The 23,463-nt window shown below is 55.2% G+C and carries 22 protein-coding genes and 2 pseudogenes; 13 read left to right on the forward strand and 11 right to left on the reverse strand.

Annotated elements, in window-relative coordinates; all coding sequences use genetic code 11:
* Positions 1 to 51 precede the first annotated feature (51 nt).
* Both WG938_RS04710 and WG938_RS04715 read left to right on the forward strand, forming a co-directional pair.
* Positions 52 to 1,378: pseudogene (locus WG938_RS04710) on the forward strand (ammonium transporter).
* A 26-nt stretch (positions 1,379 to 1,404) separates the two neighbouring features.
* Complete coding sequence (locus tag WG938_RS04715) at positions 1,405 to 1,743, forward strand: P-II family nitrogen regulator (protein WP_339978042.1); 339 nt, start codon at positions 1,405 to 1,407, stop codon at positions 1,741 to 1,743.
* A 142-nt stretch (positions 1,744 to 1,885) separates the two neighbouring features.
* Here WG938_RS04715 and WG938_RS04720 read toward each other — a convergent pair whose 3' ends face one another.
* On the reverse strand, positions 1,886 to 2,560 hold the full coding sequence (locus WG938_RS04720; RefSeq protein WP_339978043.1) for a hypothetical protein: 675 nt from the start codon (positions 2,558 to 2,560) through the stop codon (positions 1,886 to 1,888).
* A 373-nt stretch (positions 2,561 to 2,933) separates the two neighbouring features.
* Here WG938_RS04720 and ffh point away from each other — a divergent pair, with 373 nt between their 5' ends.
* A complete protein-coding gene (gene ffh / locus WG938_RS04725) occupies positions 2,934 to 4,556 on the forward strand; it encodes a signal recognition particle protein (protein ID WP_339978045.1) in 1,623 nt (540 codons plus the stop codon).
* Positions 4,557 to 4,656: 100 nt separating this feature from the next.
* On the opposite strand, the gene WG938_RS04730 is transcribed toward ffh, so the two are convergent.
* Positions 4,657 to 6,789, reverse strand: coding sequence for an acyltransferase family protein (locus tag WG938_RS04730; RefSeq protein WP_339978047.1), 2,133 nt, complete (start codon positions 6,787 to 6,789; stop codon positions 4,657 to 4,659).
* A 73-nt stretch (positions 6,790 to 6,862) separates the two neighbouring features.
* Positions 6,863 to 9,235 (reverse strand): acyltransferase family protein, encoded by a 2,373-nt coding sequence (locus tag WG938_RS04735; protein WP_339978049.1) that lies wholly within the window; start codon positions 9,233 to 9,235, stop codon positions 6,863 to 6,865.
* A gap of 348 nt (positions 9,236 to 9,583) precedes the next feature.
* Here WG938_RS04735 and rpsP point away from each other — a divergent pair, with 348 nt between their 5' ends.
* The 4 genes from rpsP (at position 9,584) to trhA (ending at position 12,560) form a co-directional block, all read left to right on the forward strand.
* Positions 9,584 to 10,063 (forward strand): 30S ribosomal protein S16, encoded by a 480-nt coding sequence (rpsP, locus tag WG938_RS04740; RefSeq protein ID WP_339978051.1) that lies wholly within the window; start codon positions 9,584 to 9,586, stop codon positions 10,061 to 10,063.
* 121 nt (positions 10,064 to 10,184) lie between these two features.
* Entirely contained in the window at positions 10,185 to 10,760 is a 576-nt protein-coding gene (rimM, locus tag WG938_RS04745) for a ribosome maturation factor RimM (RefSeq protein ID WP_339978053.1), read from the forward strand.
* Between the two features lie 64 nt (positions 10,761 to 10,824).
* Positions 10,825 to 11,688 carry a tRNA (guanosine(37)-N1)-methyltransferase TrmD gene (trmD, locus tag WG938_RS04750; protein WP_339978055.1) on the forward strand — a complete coding sequence of 288 codons (864 nt, stop codon included), beginning with the start codon at positions 10,825 to 10,827 and terminating at the stop codon, positions 11,686 to 11,688.
* Positions 11,689 to 11,864: 176 nt separating this feature from the next.
* A complete protein-coding gene (trhA, locus tag WG938_RS04755) occupies positions 11,865 to 12,560 on the forward strand; it encodes a PAQR family membrane homeostasis protein TrhA (protein WP_339978832.1) in 696 nt (231 codons plus the stop codon).
* Positions 12,561 to 12,594: 34 nt separating this feature from the next.
* Here trhA and WG938_RS04760 read toward each other — a convergent pair whose 3' ends face one another.
* Complete coding sequence (locus tag WG938_RS04760) at positions 12,595 to 12,978, reverse strand: cupin domain-containing protein (protein WP_339978057.1); 384 nt, start codon at positions 12,976 to 12,978, stop codon at positions 12,595 to 12,597.
* Positions 12,979 to 13,276: 298 nt separating this feature from the next.
* Between WG938_RS04760 and WG938_RS04765 the strand changes: the two genes are divergently transcribed.
* Positions 13,277 to 13,846, forward strand: coding sequence for a phosphatase PAP2 family protein (locus WG938_RS04765; RefSeq protein ID WP_339978058.1), 570 nt, complete (start codon positions 13,277 to 13,279; stop codon positions 13,844 to 13,846).
* 85 nt (positions 13,847 to 13,931) lie between these two features.
* Here WG938_RS04765 and WG938_RS04770 read toward each other — a convergent pair whose 3' ends face one another.
* Genes WG938_RS04770 through WG938_RS04790 form a run of 5 tightly spaced genes read right to left on the reverse strand, consistent with a single transcriptional unit; the run spans position 13,932 to position 17,236 of the window.
* Entirely contained in the window at positions 13,932 to 14,942 is a 1,011-nt protein-coding gene (locus WG938_RS04770) for a DUF1648 domain-containing protein (protein WP_339978060.1), read from the reverse strand.
* A 4-nt stretch (positions 14,943 to 14,946) separates the two neighbouring features.
* Positions 14,947 to 15,300, reverse strand: a complete 354-nt coding sequence (locus tag WG938_RS04775; protein WP_339978062.1) for a GntR family transcriptional regulator — start codon at positions 15,298 to 15,300, stop codon at positions 14,947 to 14,949.
* Positions 15,301 to 15,303: 3 nt separating this feature from the next.
* Positions 15,304 to 16,092 carry an ABC transporter permease gene (locus WG938_RS04780; RefSeq protein ID WP_339978064.1) on the reverse strand — a complete coding sequence of 263 codons (789 nt, stop codon included), beginning with the start codon at positions 16,090 to 16,092 and terminating at the stop codon, positions 15,304 to 15,306.
* Positions 16,089 to 16,913, reverse strand: coding sequence for an ABC transporter ATP-binding protein (locus WG938_RS04785; RefSeq protein WP_339978066.1), 825 nt, complete (start codon positions 16,911 to 16,913; stop codon positions 16,089 to 16,091). Before WG938_RS04785 ends, WG938_RS04780 begins: the two co-directional genes overlap by 4 nt.
* Positions 16,910 to 17,236 (reverse strand): PLD nuclease N-terminal domain-containing protein, encoded by a 327-nt coding sequence (locus WG938_RS04790; protein WP_339978068.1) that lies wholly within the window; start codon positions 17,234 to 17,236, stop codon positions 16,910 to 16,912. Before WG938_RS04790 ends, WG938_RS04785 begins: the two co-directional genes overlap by 4 nt.
* A gap of 147 nt (positions 17,237 to 17,383) precedes the next feature.
* On the opposite strand from WG938_RS04790, the gene WG938_RS04795 reads away from it, so the two are divergent.
* Positions 17,384 to 19,747 carry a Tex family protein gene (locus tag WG938_RS04795; RefSeq protein WP_339978070.1) on the forward strand — a complete coding sequence of 788 codons (2,364 nt, stop codon included), beginning with the start codon at positions 17,384 to 17,386 and terminating at the stop codon, positions 19,745 to 19,747.
* A 32-nt stretch (positions 19,748 to 19,779) separates the two neighbouring features.
* Here WG938_RS04795 and WG938_RS04800 read toward each other — a convergent pair whose 3' ends face one another.
* Positions 19,780 to 20,499, reverse strand: a complete 720-nt coding sequence (locus WG938_RS04800) for a hypothetical protein (protein WP_339978072.1) — start codon at positions 20,497 to 20,499, stop codon at positions 19,780 to 19,782.
* 96 nt (positions 20,500 to 20,595) lie between these two features.
* Positions 20,596 to 20,772 (reverse strand): annotated as a pseudogene (locus WG938_RS10775) (DUF1648 domain-containing protein); the annotation flags it as partial.
* Between the two features lie 251 nt (positions 20,773 to 21,023).
* Between WG938_RS10775 and rplS the strand changes: the two are divergent.
* From rplS to WG938_RS04820, 4 genes are all read left to right on the forward strand, one after another.
* A complete protein-coding gene (rplS, locus tag WG938_RS04805; protein ID WP_339978074.1) occupies positions 21,024 to 21,365 on the forward strand; it encodes a 50S ribosomal protein L19 in 342 nt (113 codons plus the stop codon).
* A gap of 102 nt (positions 21,366 to 21,467) precedes the next feature.
* Positions 21,468 to 22,295, forward strand: coding sequence for a signal peptidase I (gene lepB / locus WG938_RS04810; RefSeq protein ID WP_339978076.1), 828 nt, complete (start codon positions 21,468 to 21,470; stop codon positions 22,293 to 22,295).
* Positions 22,270 to 22,980, forward strand: a complete 711-nt coding sequence (locus tag WG938_RS04815; protein WP_339978078.1) for a ribonuclease HII — start codon at positions 22,270 to 22,272, stop codon at positions 22,978 to 22,980. The genes lepB and WG938_RS04815 overlap by 26 nt, the downstream gene beginning before the upstream one ends.
* Before the next feature lie 39 nt (positions 22,981 to 23,019).
* The gene (locus tag WG938_RS04820) at positions 23,020 to 23,325 is read left to right on the forward strand and encodes a DUF2469 domain-containing protein (RefSeq protein WP_339978080.1); all 306 of its coding nucleotides are present in this window, start codon (positions 23,020 to 23,022) and stop codon (positions 23,323 to 23,325) included.
* The last annotated feature ends 138 nt before the right edge of the window (positions 23,326 to 23,463 follow it).

The following is a 23,463-nucleotide window of genomic DNA, read 5'->3' on the forward strand; positions in this document are numbered from 1 at the left end:
TCCGCTAGCTTTATCTCGTTCATTGTGAATTGGGAGCAAGAGGTCACCGTTGTGACAGTTGAAAGCGTCAGCGGCACTTCAGGAAATGCCGCGTGGATGCTCATGGCAGCATCGCTTGTGTTGCTTATGACTCCCGGACTGGCCTTCTTCTACGGAGGAATGTCACGTCAAAAATCTGTATTGAACATGATGATGATGATGATGAGCTTCGGCGCGATCGGCGCCGTCGGCATCATTTACGTGTTGTGGGGCTGTTCCATGTCGTATGGGCATCAGTCTTTCGGCGGAATTTTCGCAAATCCAGCTGAGCTTTTTGGAATGAAAGACGCCATTGTTGATGATCGTGGCAACTACGTGACTGGTACACATGGTTACGCGAATGTCATTGATATTGGATTCCAGCTTGCATGCGCAGGAATTTCTGCAGCGTTGATTTCAGGAGCACTAGCAGAACGAGTGAAGTTCGGTACCTGGCTTGTTTTCGTCGCAGTGTGGGAAACACTCGTGTATTTCCCGTTGTCCCACATGGTGTGGGGTGGTGGATTTTCTATCTGGCAGCAAGTCGGGACTATCAGCGCTGCTGTTCGGTAGTGAAAATGGAGAGGCAGTAATTGAGCCGATCGATTTTGCTGGTGGCACTGTTATTCATATCTCAGCGGGAGCAGCCGCTTTTGCTCTGGTGCTACTGATTGGCAAGCGCAAGAGTTTCATGAAGACGCCACATCGACCACATAATCTGCCGTTGGTCATGGTTGGTACCGCGTTGCTGTGGTTCGGTTGGTTTGGATTCAACGCAGGCTCTGCATTCGCGGCAAATGGGTTGGCCGGATTGTCATGGCTAAATACCACTGTTGCGGCTAGTACCGGAATGCTCGGTTGGCTCGGTCTTGAACGGCTTCGAGATGGTCATGCCACTTCGCTCGGCGCAGCGTTGGGAGTGGTGGCAGGGCTCGTCGCAATCACACCTGCAGCCGGAGCTTTGACCCCCATGACGTCGATCGTGTTGGGGTTAATTGGTGGCATGCTTGTTGGTTGGGGAGTCGGCCTCAAGTACAAGTTCGGTTTCGATGACACTCTAGATGTAGTTGGTTTGCACCTGATTGCAGCTATCTGGGGGACTATAGGTGTCGGTCTTTTTGCGAGGCACGATGGCCTATTGATGGGTGGAGGCCTTGTTGGGCTGAAGCTGCTGATTATTCAGACACTCATCGCTGTTATCGCTGTGGTTTTTGCGGGCGCGTTCACACTCGCAATTGGATTCGCTTTGAGATGGTCGATGGGTTGGCGAGTTGATGACGATCATGAAGCCACAGGTATTGACGTTGTCCTCCATGGAGAATTGGCATATGACACCACTGGCCCAGATATTCGTACATAGATTGTGACGTCGCACAAAGGAAATTCATGAAACTCATTACTGCAGTAGTGAAGCCATTTACGGTGACCGATATCAAGGAGGCGCTGGAGAAAATTGGTGTCGTCGGTATGACCGCGACAGAAACTCAAGGAGTAGGGCAGCAGCGAGGTGAAACACAGATCTATCGCGGTGCAGCCTACGTTGCCGAGTTCGTCGAAAAGACCCGGATTGAGGTTTTGGTCGATGATGCGCAGGTAGCCGACGCCACCGAGGCGATAGTGAACGCTGCACGTACCGGGAAGATCGGCGACGGCAAAGTGTGGATAACACCTGTTGAAGAGGTTATTCGGGTGCGCACCGGCGAACGAGGTCGCGACGCAATTTAATGGCTGTCACAATCGCAGCGACGAAGAAGGCGACAGCCTAAAAGCAAACTTCCAGTGACAGAAGAACCCGGGCGGTGCATTGCTACACTGCTCGGGTTCCATTGCATGTCAACAACTAGGAGCTAGTTAGGCCATGTGCTCACTAGTTCTTCTTACGGGAGGAACGTACTGCCAGAGCACCGGCACCACCAAGGCCAAGTGCGAGTACTGCCAGGCCACCTACTGCGACACCAGTTACAGGCAGGGAGTCACCGGACTTCTTGACGTCCTTGGTTTCCTTCTTTTCCGTCTTGTCTGCTGGCTTCTTGGTAGCGTCGCCAGGCTTTTCGGATTCCGATGGTTTTGGCTTGTCCGACTCGGATGGCTTTGGTTTTTCGGATTCGGAAGGCTTTGGCTTGTCCGACTCGGATGGCTTTGGCTTTTCGGATTCGGAAGGCTTTGGCTTATCCGTTTCCGATGGCTTTGGCTTCTCTGACTCGGATGGCTTTGGAGCTGGTGCATCAGATGGGCAGTCGCCGAAGACTCCGTCGCCATTGAGATCCTTGCTCATGTCACGAGGGGAGCCATCTGGGCACAACGCCGTGTCCTCGATAGGAGCTGGAATACCATCGTTGTTGTCCGTTGCAGGTGGCTTGGTGTCTTCTGCAGGAGGCTGTGCGATATCAACGCAGTGCGCACCACCGGTCATGCTCCATTCCTGACCTGGAGGGCACTCTTCCGGGGAAGGCTCTGGAATCTGAGCAAATGAGGCACCTGCCCCGGCCATCATGCCGAGTGCGAGGACACCTGCCGCTACAACCGAAGAGGTCTTTTTCATGATCTTTGTACTTTCTGCTAAGGGGCGTGAAAGGTGGCGCTATGTTCGCTACCAATGTCAATTCTAATTAACTATTGAAATGCTTGCCATGATTATTTTTGTTCTTCAGTATTTGAAGGGGAGCCCGCTTCGCTGAACTTCGTAGCAATTGCTTTTCTTTAATCCAGTAGAGGCAGGACACACGAGTGCGGGAAGTATCGGCGGGGGCGAATTTTCAGGAGCGATTTCGTCTGACAGCGGCGACGAATTGCCACCGGCCTATATGTAGGCTGCGTGCAGCCTGTGCTAGCTGTTTTCTCGGACCGTCACCAGGTAGTCTGGGGAGGTTACTGACGGCCTGTGCCAGATTGCTGTACTTACTGGGAGCGAAATTTTGTTTGAGTCACTGTCCGACCGCTTGACCGGCGCCCTCAAGGGGCTGGGGGGAAAGGGCAAGCTTACTGAAGCTGATATCAATGCCACTGCCCGCGAAATCCGTTTGGCGCTGCTCGAAGCTGACGTCTCGCTGCAGGTGGTTCGAGCTTTCGTAAAGCGAATCAAGGAACGCGCTAACGAAGTCGTTCAAACCCAGACCGTCAATCCTGCGAACAAGGTCATTGAGATTGTCAATGAGGAGCTTGTCGAGATTCTGGGCGGCGAAACTCGTCGGCTCAATCTTGCCAAGAATCCGCCGACCGTCATCATGCTTGCCGGCCTGCAGGGCGCGGGTAAGACGACGTTGGCTGGTAAGTTGGCTAAGTACCTTTCGGGCCAGGGGCATACCCCGGTCTTGGTTGCATGTGACTTGCAGCGTCCGGGTGCCGTTCAGCAGCTCGAAATCGTAGCTGAGCGAGCTGGAGTACCGTGCTTCGCCCCATTCCCCGGCACTGCAGTGGATTCCACCCATGAGATGGGTACATCGCAGGACAGTCCGGTCGATGCTGCGTTCCGTGGTATGGCTTACGCTCGTCAACATCGACATGACGTTGTCATCGTGGATACCGCTGGTCGACTCGGTATTGACGAAGTGTTGATGCAGCAGGCATCTGATATTCGTGAAGCGATTAATCCAGATGAAGTCCTCTTCGTCATCGATGCCATGATCGGCCAAGACGCTGTGGAAACAGCGAAGGCCTTCCGTGACGGTGTCGATTTCACTGGTGTTGTACTGACCAAGCTGGACGGCGATGCACGCGGTGGCGCTGCACTGTCGATTCGTGAGGTCACGGGTAAGCCAATTCTGTTCGCTTCGACGGGCGAAAAGCTGGAAGACTTCGATGTCTTCCACCCTGACCGTATGGCGAGTCGCATCCTCGGCATGGGCGACCTCAAGACATTGATGGAAGTTGCCACCAAGGAGATCGATCAGGAGCAGGCGCAGAAGACTGCCCAGAAGATCGGTAGTGGTGAGCTCACCCTCGATGACTTCCTCGAGCAGATGATGATGGTGCGCAAGATGGGGCCAATTGGCAACATCTTAAAGATGCTCCCAGGCGGTTCCCAGATGTCGGAAATGGCCGACATGGTGGACGAGAAGCAGCTGGATCGTATCCAAGCAATCATCCGCGGTATGACCCCACAAGAGCGCGAAGATCCAAAGATCCTGAACGCATCGCGACGCAAGCGAATCGCTAATGGTTCAGGCGTGACGGTCTCCGAGGTCAATCAGCTAATCGAGCGCTTTTTCGAAGCGAAGAAGATGATGAGCCACATGGCCGGTCAGTTCGGAATGCCTGGTGGACGCCCATCGAATCGTAAGAACAAGAAGGGCCGCAAGGGCAAGAAGGGCCGCAGCAAGGGTCGTGGCCCAACTCCACCAAAGGCAATGCGTCAGGGCATGGGCGGTGGCATGCCGGGAATGGGCGGCATGCCGGGAATGGGCGGCATGCCAGGAATGCCTGGTGGGCAGGGAATGCCAGACCTTGCAGAGCTACAAAAGCAGATGAAGGGTCAGATGCCTCCAGGCATGGAGGACATCGATTTGTCCCAGCTAGACTTCGGCAAGGGCAACAAGTAGTAACGCCCGCCTGACGACGAGTCGTCGAAAAGTCACTTCCCTTGGAAAAAGGGGGAGTGGCTTTTTGTGTGTTTACCGTGCGCGAGTCGGCACCGAGGAGTTATGCCTCGTTGAGGAATGGCAGGAGACGACGTGTCATTTCCTTCGATAGGCTCTCAGCAATTTCATTGGAAATGTGATTGTCGTCGCGATAGACGTAGGTGTTTCCGATGATGGCACGGCAGCGCTGATCGTCACAAAACTCATCGGTGAAATCGAGTGAAAGAGCTCGTGGCTCGTCGGCGAAAACGTAGTCTGCTTCGTTTTCGGGACTCATGACGAGTACACGGGGAATGTCACACGGTGTGTGTAGCGACGAGTCGGATTCCGGCATCGTCGGGGTGGATCGTGGGTGGATCAGACACTTCGTCGGTGAGAAGGACTCCCCGTTGGTGTCATATGCCCAGGGGGTGTCTCGAATACCGATGACGCGTGGTCCACGTGCCAGAACTTCCTGGTAAAACTCCTGGTAGCCGGAGGGCATGTAGTCAGTCAATTCGGAACCGGGGCGCGATGATGTGGCTACTACAACATCTGGATCAATGGTGTCTAGGTAGTCGAGCACAGCATGAGTCCACTCAATGCAAATGTCTCCGACTCCTTCAATAGGGCTCATCATTGGTGGACAGCCCTGGCGAAGAATGATGACGAGTCGGTAACCAGCTTCCTTCGCAGCCGCATCAAGAGGGGAGAACCAGTGCTCACTGTGTGAGCCTCCGACTAGAACCATCGTCTTGTCACCATTGACATCGCCGTATACACAGGGGGAATCGTCGGTCAAGCGCTTGGTGGTAATCACCTTGTCAGCTTCTTCGAGACCCAATGTGATGCAGCCATCAAATGCAGGCTGTGGCCACAAGTCGCGGATATAAGAAGGATTCGGCTGAATCCTCTTGACATCCGGTACGTGAGCGCCGTCAGTTACTTCGAGCATGCCTGGATAATCACGTTTATCGAGCACCGATGCAGAGGCAACCTCGACTCGGTACGCATGAATCGGCTTCAAAACCAGCATCGACCCGGCAATCGTTGCGAGTGCGATACCAGCCATCGCGCGACGCCGTGAAGCAGCGGAGGTTTTCAGTAAAGCTGTTGCTTCCGCTACGACATCTTCATCTTTGCGTGGGCGTCGGCGTCGTTGAGCCAACGGCTTTTCGACGTACCGGTTAGTGAACCACGCCAGCACGAGGGAAGCGACGATGACTGCCGTGCCAACCGCGAACGATGGCTCGGCTTGATTGAAAAAGACTGTCGCAATGATGAGTAGCGGCCAATGCCAGAGGTACAGGGCGTAGGCGATTTCGCCGAAGAAGAGCATCGGTGGTGAGGACAGGACTCGTGTCGTGAAGCCGGGTTGTCCACCTGCGATGATCACGAAGGCCGCACCAAGTAGCGGCCATAGTGCCCACGGGCCGGGGAAGAGCTGACCTCCGTCGAAAAAGAAGCCAGTGGAAATCACCATTACGAGGCCCAATGGCGCAAGAATTCGTGAAGCTGTGGAAGAGACCGTGAGTCGTGATTGGTGGAGTACGAGCAGTCCGCCTAGGCAGAGCTCCCACAGTCGTGCGCCGGTGGAGTAATAGGCAAAGGCTTGGTTAGTGAGATGCAGGTGCCATGCCCAGCCAAATGATGCCAAAGTGATTGCGAGAAGGATCCATTGAAGAATTGACGCTAGTCGAGAGGCTGCGGTGGTTAGGTTACGTTGGAGATACCATGCCAGACCGGAAATGATCAGAATGGCTGCCAGGTAGAATTGTCCCTGTACAGACATCGACCACAAGTGCTGCAATGGTGAGGTGTCGTCAGCAGCCGCAGCGTAGTCGGCACCGTGCCGGGCCAGCTGATAATTCTGGTAATACAGAATCGATGCGAATAGCTGCTTCGCGTTCCGGCCCTCTATCAGCGTCGGTGCAAGCGTGAAAGCCGCGATCGTGGTCGCTGCAAGAACGACAAGCAGCCCGGGGGCGAGCCGTCGTAACGTTCTCCAAATTGACCACCATGGATTGATCGATTGCTCAGGTTTCTGTGCATTGCGGACTAGCGCGCCGAGGAAAAAGTATCCCGAGAGCAGCAAGAACACATCGACTCCACCCGAAACTCTGCCGACATAGACGTGAAATACAACGACAAGGGCGATGGCGATGCCACGGAGACCATCGAGATCGAAGCGGTATTTGGACGTTGCACTAGGCATAGAGCTGACATCACCCACGGAAGCGGAATCGGCAAAGTTAAACAAATTTACTATCTACATTAGGGGGCGCGGACTATCGTGCAGAAGTCGGGGTAGCTGACTTGGACTGCGAGGTTGACGTCGGCTTTGATAGGGACGTTGAGGTCGACTTTGACCGTGACGGCGAGGTCGACGGCGACGTTGATGTCGATGAAGCAGCTGACTTTTTAGAGTCTTCCTTCAAAAAGCTGTTCACTTGGCGATCAAGCTCGGTGGCTAGCGTCTTTGCGAACGTAACGGAAACATGGTTGTTGTCGCGGTAGACGTAAACATTGCCAATGACGGCGGGGCAGCGGTTGTCATCACAGAAGACATCGGTGAAATCCACCGAAATTGCATCAGGCAGGCTTTCCAGGACTTCCTTTGACTCATTCTCGGTGGGAAAAGCCCGTTTGCGGGGAATATCGCACTTCGTCGGCGCATTACCTCCGTGCTTCGATGCGCGATCAGCGTCGGTGATAGGCATTTTCTGTGTGGTGTTGTCGTCTTCCATACATGAAGTCGGGGCAAACCGGTGCCCATCGGTATCGAATGGCCACGGATTATCTCGAATGCCGATGACGCGAATGCCTCGATCGGATACCTCATTGAGGAATTCTTCGTATGCCCACGGCATAAAGTCGACTCCGTCGCGACCGGCACGAGTGGTTGTCGTTACCACGACATCGGCCTTCACTTTGTCGAGGTAGTCAAGGACGTTGCGGTTAAACGCTTGGCAGGTCTGCGGGCGCGCAATATTATCCACCCAACCAAGCGCAGACGGGCAACCTTGGCGAAGCACGGTGATGAGTTTGTAGCCATACTTCTTTGCAACCACATCGAGCGCTGGGAACCATTGCTCACTGTGCGAGCCGCCCACCAGCACCATCGTCTTCTTCGACTTCTTGTCTCCGTAGATACATGGGTGAAGTTCGGAAGCTGGAGCAGGGGTCATCGTGACGCATCCGTCCAAGCCTGGCTTCGGATACATTTCACGAATGACATCTGGGTCTGGCGAGTACTCCGTTACCTTCGGAACCGGTTCCTTATCTGTTATTGCGAGCGCTCCCGGATACTTATTGACATCAAGAACTACAGTCTTCGCATCATTCAACCGCGAATCATGAATCGGTTGCAGCGACAACATCAAGCCAGCCACCACAATCAGTGCGACACCGGCCAGAGCCTTAGCCTTTGCCTTTCCGGATCGTCGCAAATCAAACCAGGCATTCGCCACAACTGGCTCAGTTCGGCCCGGTCGGCGGCGTGATTGCATCATTGGCTTTTCGACGAAGCGGTGCGTCAACCACGCCAACACCACGGAAACAACGATGATCCAGGTACCGAGCATTGCTGTTGGCTTCTTCTGGCCGAAATACACAGTGGAAACAATCAGCAGTGGCCAATGCCAGAGGTACAGCGAGTAGGCGATATCGCCAAGGAAACGCATTGGACTACTGGAGAGAATCTTTGTTGCCATGCTCGGACGACCACCGGCAACGATGATGAGAACGGCTCCAGCAATCGGCCATAGTGCCCACGGGCCAGGGAATAGGCGTGCCCCGTCGAGGAAGAAGCCAGTAGAGACAACCATTGCCAGGCCGATGAATGGGAGAATTCGGTAAATAAATGGTGTGGCTTCTGTTTCGTCGGTCCGAGTAGTAGCTGCCGCGCTAGAGCGTGCGCGCAGACTTAGCGCCAATGCCAACACGGCGCCGAGTGTTAGTTCCCACAGTCGCGTGGGCAATGAGTAGTAGTTCAGGGGTTGGTTCTGCCCATGCTGAATCAGTGCCCACACGAACGACGCAATGGTCACTGGCACGAGGATAGCCAGCGCAGCTGGGACAATCCGGCCACCTGTCGCGTCCTTTCCCTTGGATAGGAATCGAGCATTGCGCTTGGCGGCAGTCGAACCAATGTCGACCGAATGCTTGCGAAGGAGCCACGCGAGAATGGTGACAAACGTAATTGCGAGCACATAGAACTGTCCCTGTACTGACATGGACCACAGGTGCTGCAGCGGAGAAGTCTCAAGCGTTGCGGCCTCGTAATCTGCACCCTGTTGTGCAAGTTCATAGTTCTGAAAGTAAAGAACTGAGGCTGTCAATTGCGCTGCAATTTCACCACTTCGCAACGAAGGCACCAGCCATAACACGGCGACCGTAGTTACTCCCAGAGTGAGTAGCAAGCTTGGCAGGAGTCGTCGTAACGTTCGCCAAAACGACCACCATGGATTCATCGATTGTTCGGGGCGCTGCGCATTGCGGAGCAGCGAGCCAAGGAAAAAATAGCCAGAAAGCAGCAGGAAAACATCAACGCCACCGGAAACCCGCCCCACATAAACGTGGAATAGGACGACGAGTGCGATGGCAATACCGCGTAGGCCATCGAGGTCATAGCGGTATCGAGAGGCTCTGGATGATGCCATTCTGGCGTAGGGCTCCTCATGAGTTGTGCGAATATGGCGGATAATCTCAGTCCAGCGTTCAGATTCTAGTCAGTGAAGAACAATTAAGCCTTGTTTGGGTCTGTGCCGGTGATTCCAGTGGGCTAGTAGCGGGAATTCCGGTTTTTGGAAATGGAGAGTCCCACTGGTACTGTTTTTCAGGTTGCCACCTGGCAATACTGCGGAACATTAGAACTGACCACGGTCACCTAATGGTCACCCGCAGGAAAAACTAAGGGCTAAACCGGCCGAACAGAATTCAGCGTGTCCGCACGTCATTACTGTCGGTGTCATAAGAATTGCCCGTGACCACAAGATTTGGAGACTTCTATGTCCGTAAAGATTAAGCTTCAGCGCCTCGGCAAGATCCGTGCACCTCACTACCGCGTAGTTGTGCAGGATTCCCGCACTCGCCGCGACGGCAAGGTCATCGAGAACATTGGTACCTACGAGCCAAAGTCTGAGCCTTCCGTCATCAACATCAACTCTGAGCGCGCTCAGTACTGGTTGAGCGTTGGTGCACAGCCAACCGAGCCAGTACTCGCACTGCTGAAGGTCACCGGAGACTGGCAGAAGTACAAGGGCATCGAGGGTGCAGAAGGCTCCCTCAAGGTTGCAGAGGAAAAGCCATCCAAGCTGGACCTGTTCAACAAGGCTCTCGAAGAGGCTAATAACGGCCCAAGCGCAGAGGCAATCACCTCCAAGCGTCGCGAAGCTAAGGAAGCTGCAAAGGCTGCTAAGGAAGCAGAAGAAGCAGCTGCAAAGGCTGAGGAAGCAAAGGAAGAGTCCGCTGACGAGGCTGCAGAGTAATTCTGCTCCGTCGCACTTTTAGTAGCTTTCGAGCTATGAACTAGCGCAGTAGACCGCCACTCATGTTCCATCAAGGAGCAGAGTGGCGGTTTTTTGTGCCCTATCGGCTACCATCTTTAGGGTGAATAGTAGCGACCTGGTGCAGATTGGCCGAGTGATCAAGCCCCACGGTGTCCGTGGCGAACTCGTTATTGACCCAACGACAGATGACCCGGACGGGCGATTCGCCACGGGCGAAAAACTCGTTGGAAAGCAGCGTGGCAAAGAGCGCGAGCTCGTCGTCAAGTCCATGCGCCCGCACCAGAATCGATTGCTCGTGGTGTTTGAGGAAATCAATGATCGAACGGAAGCGGAGACGCTGCGGGGAATGCGCTTTTATGCCGAGCCTGTGTTCGATGATGCCGATGAAGAAGCCTTCTATGATCACGAACTCGTTGGCCTCAGTGTGCTGAACTGTGGTGCTGTTGATGAGCAGACGGCTCACAATCGTGCCTACGAAGGTGCCCAGCCTGAGCCAGTTGAGGTTGGTGAAGTTGTAGGGGTGCTCCGCAATCCAGCTCAGCGCTTATTGGAAGTGCGATTGGAATCTGGGGAAGTTGTGCTCGTGCCCTTCGTCCATGCCATCGTTCCAATTGTGGATGTGGACAACGGCGCTATCGTCATTGCACCTCCCGACGGGCTGTTGGACATCAACTAGGAAAACTAGAGCAATTACGGCGGACCTTTCCCGGACTGGCCAGGACTGAAAGTAGAAAACACCGATGCGTCTCGATGTCGTCACGATCTTCCCCGAATACCTCGATCCGCTGCGCCATGCTTTGCTGGGCAAGGCGATGGAAGATGGCTTGCTCGAAGTAGGCGTCCACAATTTGCGACAGTGGGCTCCAGGTGTGCACCAGGCTGTCGACGATTCACCATATGGTGGTGGGCCAGGAATGGTCATGAAGCCAGAGGTGTGGGGGCCTGCGCTTGACGACGTTGCCACTGGAACGGGGCTCGCTGCTACCGGGGATTCCCTGGAAAGCGCCACACCGCATGTAACGAAAGTTCGCCATGATGACATTGAAGGCTTGCCACGAGAGTCGTCGTATAGCGATGTTATGAACGAAGCGGACAAGCCGCTGTTAATTGTGCCGACCCCGGCTGGGAAGCCATTTACTCAGGAGATGGCGCGGAGTTGGTCGCACGAGAAACACATTGTTTTCGCGTGTGGACGGTACGAGGGCATTGATCAGCGAGTCGTCGATGAAGCAGCGAATCGATACCGTGTGGAAGAAGTCTCGATTGGTGATTATGTGCTGATTGGCGGGGAAGTGGCTGTCCTCGTGATTGCAGAGGCCGTCGTTCGTCTGGTGCCGGGGGTGCTGGGAAACCGCAAGTCGCACGAGGAAGATAGCTTCTCCGATGGGCTCTTAGAAGGACCGAGTTACACCAAGCCTCGCGAGTGGCGCGGACTAGAGGTTCCTCCCGTATTGTTATCGGGGAATCATGCGAAGGTGGATCGTTGGCGACGTGACCAGGCTTTATTGCGTACGCAAGCACGCCGGCCAGAGTTGCTCGATGGTATTGACCTAAGCAACCGTGACCAGGAAGTGCTGGAGCGCGGTGGCAGCCCCGAAGAATGACAGGGGTTGCCTAGAAAGTTCATATGAATTGCTATATGTAGATAAGCGATAGACTTGCAGAACCGCAGTAAAGCCGATTTACGGCACACCATGGCTTGTGGCTTATATCTCGTTCGGAGCACTACATGAATTCTTCTCAATCCCCAGGCACGAGAACCCACAATATTTCGGATCACATGCCGGATCGAGAATCGCTTGTGCAATTGACCAAGTTCGTCTTTGACCGTGGCCAGCGACCACTGATCCGTGGGTGGTTCCACCTTGTTGCAGCATTCTTATCGATCATTTCTGGATCGGTGTTATCGACGTATGCTTGGATGACTCTGCCGTGGGTACAAGCAGTGGGCGTCACAGTGTACGCTCTCGGCTTCTTCAGCCTGTATTCCGTGTCTGCCGCATACCACCGTGGCCAGTGGAGACATAGGCACACAGTTGAGTGGTGGCGTCGCGCGGATCATGCCACAATTGCCGTCTTTATCGCATCGACTTACACGCCCTTGTGCCTCATTGCGTTACCAGGGGGCAAGTCGACACTCATGCTAACGATTGCATGGACAGGGGCTCTTGTTGGAGTCGTCCTCAGTCTTGTATGGATTAACCATCCGCGTTGGCTGGCAGTGATCGTGTATATGGTCATTGGCTGGCTTATTGTCCCGTTGATCCCCGAGCTGTGGAACAACGCTGGCCCCACCATCGTGTGGCTGCTATTCGCGGGCGGCATCGTGTACACAGTGGGCGCCATGGCCTACGCATTTAAGTGGCCTGGGCGTGAGGCTCGTTTGTACGGCTACCACGAGCACTTCCATACCGCGACAATTGTCGCGGGCATCATTCACCTGATTGCTGTGTGGATGGTCGTCGTCAACGGTTAAGAGTTAAAGCTCAGTTTCACTGTTTCAGATCTATCTACTCTGGATGGCCATCGAACCCGCCTTGGTCGCCTGTGTGCAGAATCAACTGCATGATGGCACCGTGTTTTGATTGCACACTGTGTTTAATTCCTGCAGGAACATACAGCACAGTGCCTGGTTGGAGTTCCTCGGTGCGATTGCCAATCGTGAAATCGACAGCGCCTTCAATCGTTTGCACTGTGATCGCGTGCGGAGCATGATGCTCGAGTAGTCGCTGTTCTGGGCCGAAACGGAATACCACGATGGTTGCACCATCGGATGTTGTCACTCGCTTTGCGACGGCGTAGTCGCCCGGCTTTATTGCCGGAGCTTCAGCGCGCAGGTCGATGAGGCGAATGTCTCGGAAGTCTGGATCGGAATAGCTAGAGCTGTGGGACATGGTTTCCCTAACATGGCATCGTGTGTCGATTGTGGCGGACATACAGTTTCGTTGACGCATCGGCGTGCGTGACTCGAGGCTTATGTGACTCCACTTCTACACGGGCTACGGCGTAAAGTCACGGGTCTGGTCCAACGGATGGCGCGGGGGATTAGTAACCGAGCAGGGATGTTGGGAAGTTGCCCGACGGACTCGAGGACTAGAGGGATTTTCGAGGAAAGAGCAGAGGGGATAGGCATTGCATATTACGAGGCCACGACACGTTGTGGGGTGGATAGCTGCATTTGCGTTAGTTGCAGTGTTTGCATCGACTGCGCAGGGGGCAGAATTGGATACGCAGTTCACGCGCCTCGTTTCCGAGCAACGTGGCGGATCTCTCGATGAGTTCTTCATCGAGATCAGTCAGATCGTTCGTCCCCTGTTCATTGCACCTGCGACGCTGGTGGCTGCCGCCCTATTGTGGTTTCGGTTCCGCGCGTTGGCCTTGCTATTGCCAGTCTCTTTTGGCTCGGCGATCGCGATGACCTACGCGATGAAGTGGTTCTTGGGTCGTGAGCGCCCAGCAGGTGACTTGTCCATGGTGAACTTGCAGGACGCTGCTTTTCCGTCAGCGCATGTAGCTGGCACCGCAAGCGCGAGCATGGCGCTGCTTCAAATATTGATGCCCGTGTTGCGTCGTACTATGCGTCGGCTACTGGAAGTCGTAGTTCTAGCGCTGGTGGCATGTGTCGCCTTGAGCCGGGTGTGGATCGGTGCGCATTGGTTGACGGATGTTATTGCTGGCTTGTTCGTTGGTGTCGTTGGCTTGCTGATCGGCCTATTGGTGCTGCGGTCGTCGTGGTTTCGTCGGCTGATACGCACTCGATAGAACACAATGGGTGGTCGTCGTGTCTGAGCCAAGTCGGTTAGTGGCGTGGCGGTGTGACGAAGCTGCGTCGTGACGTCGGGAGTTGCTAACTCTGGAGTGACTGACGCTTGTGAAGTGCCTGGGCTAGTGCTGCAGCCCGGTCGGCGTCGTCGACGGTAATGAACAGATCGGCCCCAATAGTCCGCTCGATACGCAATGCTTCTCCTTTTCGAAGCAGGATCGCCGTGCCTTGGGGTCCTAGCCGGTAACCCCAGCCACCCCATTCGCCGGGGCTGATGTTCGTCGCACTGATCTTCTTGATGCGCGCATACGGGATGTGGCTGCGTGGAAAGCCGAGGCCGAACGACCACGTAATGCCACTGTCATCAACTCGAACTCGGATTGAGCTCATGGCGATGCCGAGAACTATGACAACCAAGCCAATCGAAATAAAGATAATGGCACCTGCAGCGTCGCTGCGGGTGGCAGCGATGACACCCCAACCGAGTAGGAAGGCGCCGAACCCGACGAGGATAAATAGAGCCCATCGCGACATAACGCCACGACCAAACCACACTGCGCGAGTCGTTTCGGGGAGTTCGCGAGAACTGCCTTCCCGGCTTGCTTCTTCACTGTCAGGCAAGGGGCGGGAGATGAGAGCTCCTATGGTGCCGAGGATGAGGGCAAGGGCAAGAACCGTGAGAATGTGCCACCCCGGGAGAACGAAGCCGTTGGCTGTTTCGAGGCCTCGTTGTGGATGCGCAACCACGATCAACATTGCAGACATGAGCCCTGCCGTGCCGACTGCCGAGCCCGCCATTGCTCGTGCGCCCCAGCCACTAGACATGCCACTAGCAGCGAAACCAATGAGCAAGGCCGCCGCAGTTAGCCCTAGCAGAAACGATCCGATGCCAAAGAACGCGACGGAGGTAAAGCCGTCGGCCACTCCGTTGATGCCAAAGTGGGTCGCCAATGGATCTGGAAGTTCGGGGATGATCACCGAATACCACATCAAGCTCGACAAAGAGACGATCGCGATCAGTACGACAGGCGGGGCAATGAACCTGAACTTGTCTGCTGGTGTCGGTGATTCCATGTGAGTCGGCCGAGAGGTCATCTTTCTACTTCACTCCCCGAACCGTAAGTCCAGCTATTAACTCGTGCAGCGAAACTTGAGAAGAATGAGCAGCAGTCGCAAGTTCGTCTAGAGCTTGCTCCACGTAGCTGTTCTGGTCAGGACGCGTGACGACGATCGCCCCTCGGCCACGTCGCAGCTCTACCCACCCGTCGTCGCGAAGTTGTCGATATGCACGCAGCACAGTGTTCTTATTGAGATCGAGTGAGCCGGCAAGCTCCGCAGCGGTGGGCAACTTCTCTCCGGGGGAAACATCACCCGTGGCAATTGCTTGGCGAAGTGCCGCAACGAGCTGCGAGTACAGGGGAGTCAACGACGAGGTGTCGAGCTCGATGAGCATGTCTTACAGCTCCCTTCGGTTAAAGGCGTAGAGACCCACGGCGATTGCCAATGCGGTCAGGATGACGGTGGAGGCGATGCTGCCGACGAGGTCCGGTGTCTCCACGGTTGACCCTGATGATAATTCTGCAACGGCACTGAGGAGGCCAGCTGGCGACCAGGGGCGGGCTGCTGGCCATAAGGAGGCAATGGAGACGGTTCCGTAATAGCCGATACCTGTAGCAGTTGCGCCGAGCGCGTTGGCACCGGCTGACGACGCTGCCATAGTGATCGCGATAAGTGAGAAAGCGAATACCAAGTACAAAGCTGTTGCGACGATGGGGCGCCAGGGCTCTGTGACATCGCTGAAAAGAAGAAACGTGCCACCAATTTCCGCTGCAGTTGCTGCCATGAGTACACAAAGAATAGTGGTGCTGGCTGCAACAAAGCCGGTCAGCCACACCGCGCTGCGGCGAACTGGCCGAGCGAGAATTGCGACGATTGTTCCCTTGGACACATCGGAAGAGATGACAGCTCCGCCGATGATCGCGATGATCATAACGACGATCTGTGAAAGGTTGCTGGCCCATTGTGTCCATGAGTCGATCGACGTGGGGTCGGGTATCGCTGATAGATCTATGGGGATGTCCTCGGTGCCAACCATGGCTTGGAGCATCTCGGGCATATATCGCGCAGTGACAGGTGACAGTACTGCGAAAAACAGCGCGACGATGATCAACGTCCAAAGTGACCATGAATATCGAAGTGCAGTGAATTGACGGCGAAGGAGAGTACGCACTGTGTAAGCGTTCATCGCTTGTCTCCTAAGGCGTTGGTGAATGCATCTCCGAGGCTGGACGGTTGAGGGTGAACAACCACGTCGGAGCATCCTGCAGCTGTGAGGATCTCTGGAATGCTGTCGGGTGAGTCGGTCCGGAACGTGGCAACAAACTGGTTCCTTGGATTCGATCCGTACCTTCGCGTGAGTTCGTCGATAGTGCCTTGCGCAATAGCGCGACCATGGCCAAGAAACGCTGCATTGTCACAGACGGCTTCTACATCTGCCATGGAATGTGTGGAAAAGAACACGGTGGCGTGACCACGAAGGCGGCCAATGAAGTCCAGTACTTCAGCACGAGCGATCGGGTCGAGTGCTGAAGTAGGTTCGTCGAGAACAATGACAGATGGGGTTGCCAAAACGGCTTGGGCGATCCCGAGGCGTTGCCGCATTCCACGCGACAGGGCACCGATTGGCCTATGAACATCTTCAAGTCGTGCCAGTTCCACCGCGTCGTGCACTCGTTGGCGCACATCGCGTCCCCGTAGATTACTCAGCTGGCCAACATAAGTTAGATATTCAGCAGGGCTTAACCATGGATCGAATGCTGGTACGTCGGACAAATACCCAAGGTTGCGCCTGGCCTCGATGCTGCCAGCAGGACTACCGAGAATAGATACTGAGCCCGAATCCGCATGACCTAAACCCATCAGAATTCGAATCGATGTTGTTTTCCCTGAACCATTAGGACCCAGAAATCCGAAGATACTGCCAACGGGGACCTCAAAGCTGAGGTCATTCAAGACAACATGCTTGCCGAAAGACTTGCGGACATTCTTGAAAGAAATCGCGTTCATTGCTGTTCATACCTGTCCACGAATGCTTGGCCGGCGGGGTCCCGCACTTGGTAGCCATTGGGGGCCGGTTGGTCCATTGCAGCTGACGGCCTTGCTTTGATCTGACGCTCACGACCGATCGTCAGAAACACCAGCGGGCCGATGATATTTACCAACAAAATCATGAGAACCCACAGCCCCTTGGAAAGGTGCTGAATGCGCTGTTGGGGAGTTCGAACTAGAACGATCAGAGCAATAACCAGCAGGGCAATTTGCACCACTGCGAGGACAATTACCGCGATCAGAGGGCCATCGGACAACTGCATGAGTTCGTCGACGTTCATGGTTGGAACCTTTCTAGAATGGCGTATCCCTTACAACCCATTGTGCTAGTGGAACTAGCACAAATCAAGGAGATGCAGATCATATTCAACTGAAGGGAGTGGCCCTGTTGCGATCGTCGGCAAGCGAGCCCCGGTAACATCGACGGAATGATCGCTTCAACCATTGCAGGTGAACTTTCCGTTCCTGAATCGTCAGTTACCGCAGCTATCACGCTGCTTGACGAAGGCAACACTGTGCCGTTCATCTCTCGATATAGGAAAGAAGTCACGGGCGGACTCGATGATTCCCAGCTGCGTCAAATTGAGGAACGGCTGACGTACTTGCGGGAGTTGGAAGCTCGAAAAGAAGCGGTGCTCAAGGCCATTGAGGAGCAGGGAAAACTTACCGACGACCTGCGTGCCTTGATTCTCGGCTGTGAGACGAAGGCTCGCCTCGAGGACCTGTACCTTCCGTACAAGAAGAAGCGCAAGACGAAGGCGGATACGGCTCGGGAAGCGGGATTGGAGGCACTTGTCGACGATCTGCTGTCCAATGTTTCCGCTGATCCAGATGAGCTGGGTGCGAAGTACATCACGGAAGGATTTGCCGATGCCAAAGCCACTCTCGCTGGTGCTCGTGCCATCTTGATTGATCGCTTTGCTACTGACGCTGACCTCGTCGGTGCCGTTCGCGAGAAGGTATGGAATGACGGTCAAGCAGTCGCATCCGTTGTGCCGGGAAAGGAACAAGAAGGTGCCAAGTTCCGTGACTATTTTGAGCATTCTGAACCGCTAGAGACGATGCCTGGCCATCGAGTTCTCGCCGTGCTACGTGGCGAATCTGAAGGCATCTTGCAGCTCAATGTCGACGCTGGCGATGACACGCAGTACGAAAATATGGTGCGTGAGTCCTTCGATCTGCCTGAGTCTCAGTGGATCGATCAGGCCGTGCATTTTGGATGGCGAACGAAGCTGGAAGTGTCGGCAGCTTTAGACGCACGCATGCGATTGAAGGAACGCGCCGAGTCTGAAGCAGTGGAGGTATTTGCGAGAAATCTTCGTGACCTGTTGCTCGCAGCTCCAGCCGGCCAGCGCGCGACGCTCGGGCTGGATCCGGGCTACCGAAATGGTGTGAAATGCGCCGTTGTTGACCAGACCGGCAAGGTGCTTGACACGGTGGTTGTCTACCCGCATCAGCCACAGAAACAATGGGACTCCGCACGTGAGAAGCTGGCGACGCTGTGTGCAACGCATCGCGTTGAGTTGATGGCCGTGGGCAATGGCACTGCCTCGCGGGAAACGGACCAGTTGGCGCGTGAAGTTGCGGACCTCATTGGTCAAGCTGGTGGAGTCAAGCCTGTTCCCGTGACCGTTTCAGAGGCCGGAGCCTCTGTATATTCGGCATCCGAGATTGCGGCTCAGGAATTCCCTGACATGGATGTGAGCTTGCGTGGCGCGGTGTCGATTGCACGCCGTTTGCAAGATCCACTTGCCGAGCTCGTGAAGATCGATCCAAAGTCCATCGGTGTTGGCCAGTATCAGCACGATGTTTCGCAGGCGAAGCTCGCGCATTCGTTGGATGCAGTGGTGGAAGACGCGGTGAATGCCGTCGGTGTCGAGGTGAACACGGCATCTGCTCCGCTGCTTGGGCGTGTCGCTGGAGTGTCGTCGACTATTGCGGAGAATATCGTCGCGTACCGCGATGAAAACGGTGCCTTTACCTCCCGCAAGGAATTGCTGAAGGTGCCACGTCTCGGGCCAAAGGCATTCGAACAGTGTGCAGGCTTTTTGCGAGTTCGCGACGCGAGGAATCCTCTCGATGCTTCTGCCGTGCACCCAGAGTCATACTCAGTTGTCGACCGTATCGCCCAGCAGGCTGGCCTCGGTGTCGCGGAATTGATTGGTAACTCCCGGGTGTTGCAGGGGTTGCGCCCTGCTGACTTCGTCGATGACGCAGCCGGCATCGGTCTTCCGACGGTGACCGATATCATCGCTGAGTTGGATAAGCCTGGCCGCGACCCGCGTCCGGAGTTCACCACGGCAACCTTTAAGGACGGCGTCGAAAAGGTCTCTGACCTGACTCCAGGCATGATTCTCGAAGGCACGGTGACCAACGTGGCGGCCTTCGGTGCTTTTGTGGATGTAGGAGTTCACCAGGACGGACTCGTTCACGTGTCTAACATGAGCCATGATTTCGTGTCTGATCCACACGACGTCGTCAAGTCCGGCCAGGTTGTGAAGGTCAAGGTCATGGATGTCGATGTTGATCGTCAACGCATCGGCCTGACGCTTCGGCTTGACGACGAACCCGGCAACGATTCAGCCACGAAGAAGACAGCAGGGGCGTCGCAGGGCGGTGGAAGCCGTGGCGCGAATCGAGGCGACCAGCGGGGCAGTGGCCGAGGCTCTCGCCACGGGAAACAGGGCCGTCAAGGCCAGCAACGAAGCAGACAGCGCCAGGAGAAAGGCATCAATCAAGGCGGTGGCGGTTCTATGGCGGATGCGCTTCGCCGAGCGGGATTTGGTAAGTAGATCGCTGACTTGTAACTGATTGTTATCTCTCACTAATGCTGGAGATGTGATGCGTTTCCATTGTTGGCAATGCGCAGATCGCATCGGCGATTGATATCGCCAGCAATGTCGGTTGCCGTGCCATCGGGGACGACAACTACGTAGTTGGTCAAGACTGTATTGATGCGGACAGCATCTCCAGAACGGGCTGCAACGTAGATGACACCGTCACCGGAGGAGCGGATTCCTATGCCACCTCCGTCGGCCCAGTTGTAGGAGGTCGGCTGTGCTGATGTCACGATTCTAATGGGGACCGAGAAGTGCAGCCTGGCTGGGCCGCAACCAGAGTGAATGATGATCTCGTCATCAGTAATGCGTAGGCCAGTAGTTATGCCCATTGCGAGCAGCGGAGTGCACATCAAAAAAACGAGCCCAAGTAGTAGATTCAGGAAGCACAGGGCCGCACTAGTAATTAGCCACATCGTGAGAAAAATGATCATCAGCGATCCAGCTGTGACTGATACTGGTGCGGTGGCAGGGCCGCGTGGGAATGCAGGCGGTGGTGGGGTGCCTGCACGCATTCGTGCCAATTCTGGTGCTTCGTGAATGAACCGACTGAGATACGCGCCTGCAAGTACTCCCAGAATTGTAGCTCCCACCACAATTGGAGCAGATGGGGCAACATTGCGGGCATCAGAGATGCCTAACTGGGGTACCGCAGTGCCAACCACAATGCCTATGAGCAGAAAGACAAGACCATATGCAATAGGCATGGTCAACTTACGGAGCGCTAACGGCTGCTTATTGGTCGAGCTGGCTAATCCGATAAGCGAGCATAGACAAGCTATTCCCAACAGGACCGAGGCGAAAACCATCGGTGAAGTGAAGCCATCGGGCGTATTTGAACCTGACCAATGAGAAGCAAATGATTCAGGTAGGCGATCTCTAACAGCCAACGTCCATCCGTATGTCACTATGACACAAACAAGGGGGACCACGATGGTAACCCTCAGCGAACGACGATCCCATGTTGGTAAAGGCATCATAGCGCCAGGCTACCTAGATACCTGACCTGTAACGACGGGCGCTCGGAAGGCAGCGTCGTAAAGCAATCGGCAGGAGCATACCAGTGATTTGGTTCTGGCCAGCCACTCATGTAATACTTGGCCAGTTGTCTGTAGGTGCGTGACGCGCCAGGGCAGCGTTACCTGTTTCGGGCATGAACCGGCCGAGCGTCCCACGAGGGAAAGTGCCGCCAGGGTCCTCTGTCTATGCATAAAGCAAAGGAATAACTTCCATGAACATTCTTGACAAGGTTGATGCAGCATCGCTCCGCGATGACATCCCAGAGTTCCGCGCGGGCGACACCGTCGAGGTCAATGTAAAGATCGTCGAAGGTAAGACCGAGCGTATTCAGCTCTTCAAGGGCGTAGTCATCCGCCGCCAGGGTGGCGGCATCCGTGAGACCTTCACGGTCCGCAAGATCTCCTTCGGTATCGGCGTTGAGCGTACCTTCCCAGTACACTCCCCAAACATCGATTCCATCAAGGTCACCTTCAAGGGCGACGTTCGCCGTGCGAAGCTGTACTACCTGCGCAACCTGCGCGGTAAGGCTGCACGCATCAAGGAGCGCCGCTAATTCGGTGCCCCACAGGGCGCGTGTCAGAGCTCGAGTTTTCTCGGCTCCGGCACGCGCCCTGTTTCGTTTTTGGGCAGCTTCAGTGGCGTATAGTCGCTAACCATGACTGATGAACGCGGAACTGTTGACGACTCCTCGATTAAGCATGAGGACGCCGGCATTGACACCTCTGATGATGCTCATAGCGTCGGCAGTAATGACAGCGCTAAGGACAATGCAGACGAGGAAAAGTCGACTCCGTGGTACATCGAACTGCCGATCATTATCGTCATTGCATTGCTTCTCAGCGTTGCCGTGCAGACGTTCATTGGTCGCGTCTATCTGATTCCGTCCGAGTCGATGCAGCCAACGCTGCACGGCTGTGAAGGATGTACAGGCGACCGCATCTGGGTCGATAAGGTTGCCTACAGGTTCTCTGAGCCCGAGGCCGGAGATGTCCTGGTGTTCAACGGTCCCGATTCCTGGAATACCGGTTATGTGTCGCAACGATCAACGAACCCGATCCGCAATTCTTTCGAAACCCTCGGTAGTTGGACCGGGCTTACCGCTCCAGATGAAAACGCCCTGGTGAAGCGCGTAATCGCCACAGGTGGTCAAACTGTGCAATGCCGCGAAGGCGACCCCGGTGTCATGGTTGATGGCAAGAAAGTCGATGACTCTTTCATCATGACTCCGCCACAGTTCCCAATCGATAGCACCACGGGTTCTGAACAATGCGGTGGCGGCTACTTTGGCCCTGTCAAGGTTCCAGAAGGGCACCTGTGGATGATGGGCGACAACCGCACCAATTCCGCCGATTCTCGTTTCCATATTGGCGATGAACTTCAGGGCACGGTTCCGGTTGAGAACGTCGTCGGCAAGGTGCAGTCCATTATTCTTCCGTTTAACCGCATCGGTGGTGTCGATGACCCGGACATTCAGTCCAAGTGATGCTCGCACCGCAGTCACTGCACTAGGGTTGCGCCCGCCTGCTCTTAGGAAGTTAGCTCAAGACCGCATGTTTGAGGTCAGCCTCGCGCGCCATGGCCTCGGTCCTGTTGCTGGTGTCGATGAAGCCGGCCGTGGCGCATGCGCAGGTCCCATTGTGATTGCCGCATGCGTGCTGCCGCAGAAGATTATTCCCGAGTTGAGCACGTTGACTGACTCCAAAGCGCTGTCTGCACGTGCCCGGGACAAACTATTCCCGGTCATTAAAGAACATGCTGATTCATGGTGCGTGACGACGATCTCGTCGGCAGATATCGATGCCTATGGGATTCAGCACGCCAATATCTCCGGCATGCGGCGGGCCGTGGCGGGTCTATCGGGGTGCGTGGGGTACGTCTTGACCGATGCGATGCGAGTGCCAGGACTGACTTCGCCACATTTGCCCATGATCGGTGGAGATGCAGCAGCCCGATGCATAGCCGCTGCGAGTGTCTTAGCCAAAGTGACGCGTGACCGGATTATGGTTGAGCTCGATGATGCTTTCCCTGGCTACGGGTTGGCGTCGCACAAGGGTTATGGGACGGCTGCACATATGGTGGCCGTCGAAAAGCTGGGTGCGACACCGCATCACCGAATGAGCTACGCCAATGTGGCTGCCGCGCAACAGCGGTACCTGCAAGACTTGTAAATTACGACACCACATTTTGTGACGAGGGGAGCCACGACCGTGAGCGCCGAAGACCTAGAGACTTATGAGGCAGAGGTCGAACTGTCGCTGTTTAAGGAATACCGCGATGTCGTCAGCCAGTTTTCCTACGTGGTGGAGACCGAGCGTCGTTTCTACCTGGCTAACGCCGTTGAACTGATTCCACACAACACCGACGGTGAGGTGTACTTCGAGCTGCGCATGTCTGACGCATGGGTGTGGGACATTTACCGCCCGGCGCGCTTCGTTCGATACGTTCGTGTGATCACATTCAAGGACGTGAACATCGAGGAGCTGGATAAGCCGGAGCTTGGCATCCCAGACTAGTTTTCTTTACGACGATTGTGATCTATCCACAGTCGCCGTTCTATCCACAATCCCGCCTGGAAAAGACTTCCGGCGGGATTTTTGCGTCTCTAGCTACGTCATTCTGGTGTCGCAAAGGATGAGTTATCGGAGATTGGT

The organism is Corynebacterium sp. H113, assembly GCF_037572315.1.
GTDB lineage: Bacteria > Actinomycetota > Actinomycetes > Mycobacteriales > Mycobacteriaceae > Corynebacterium.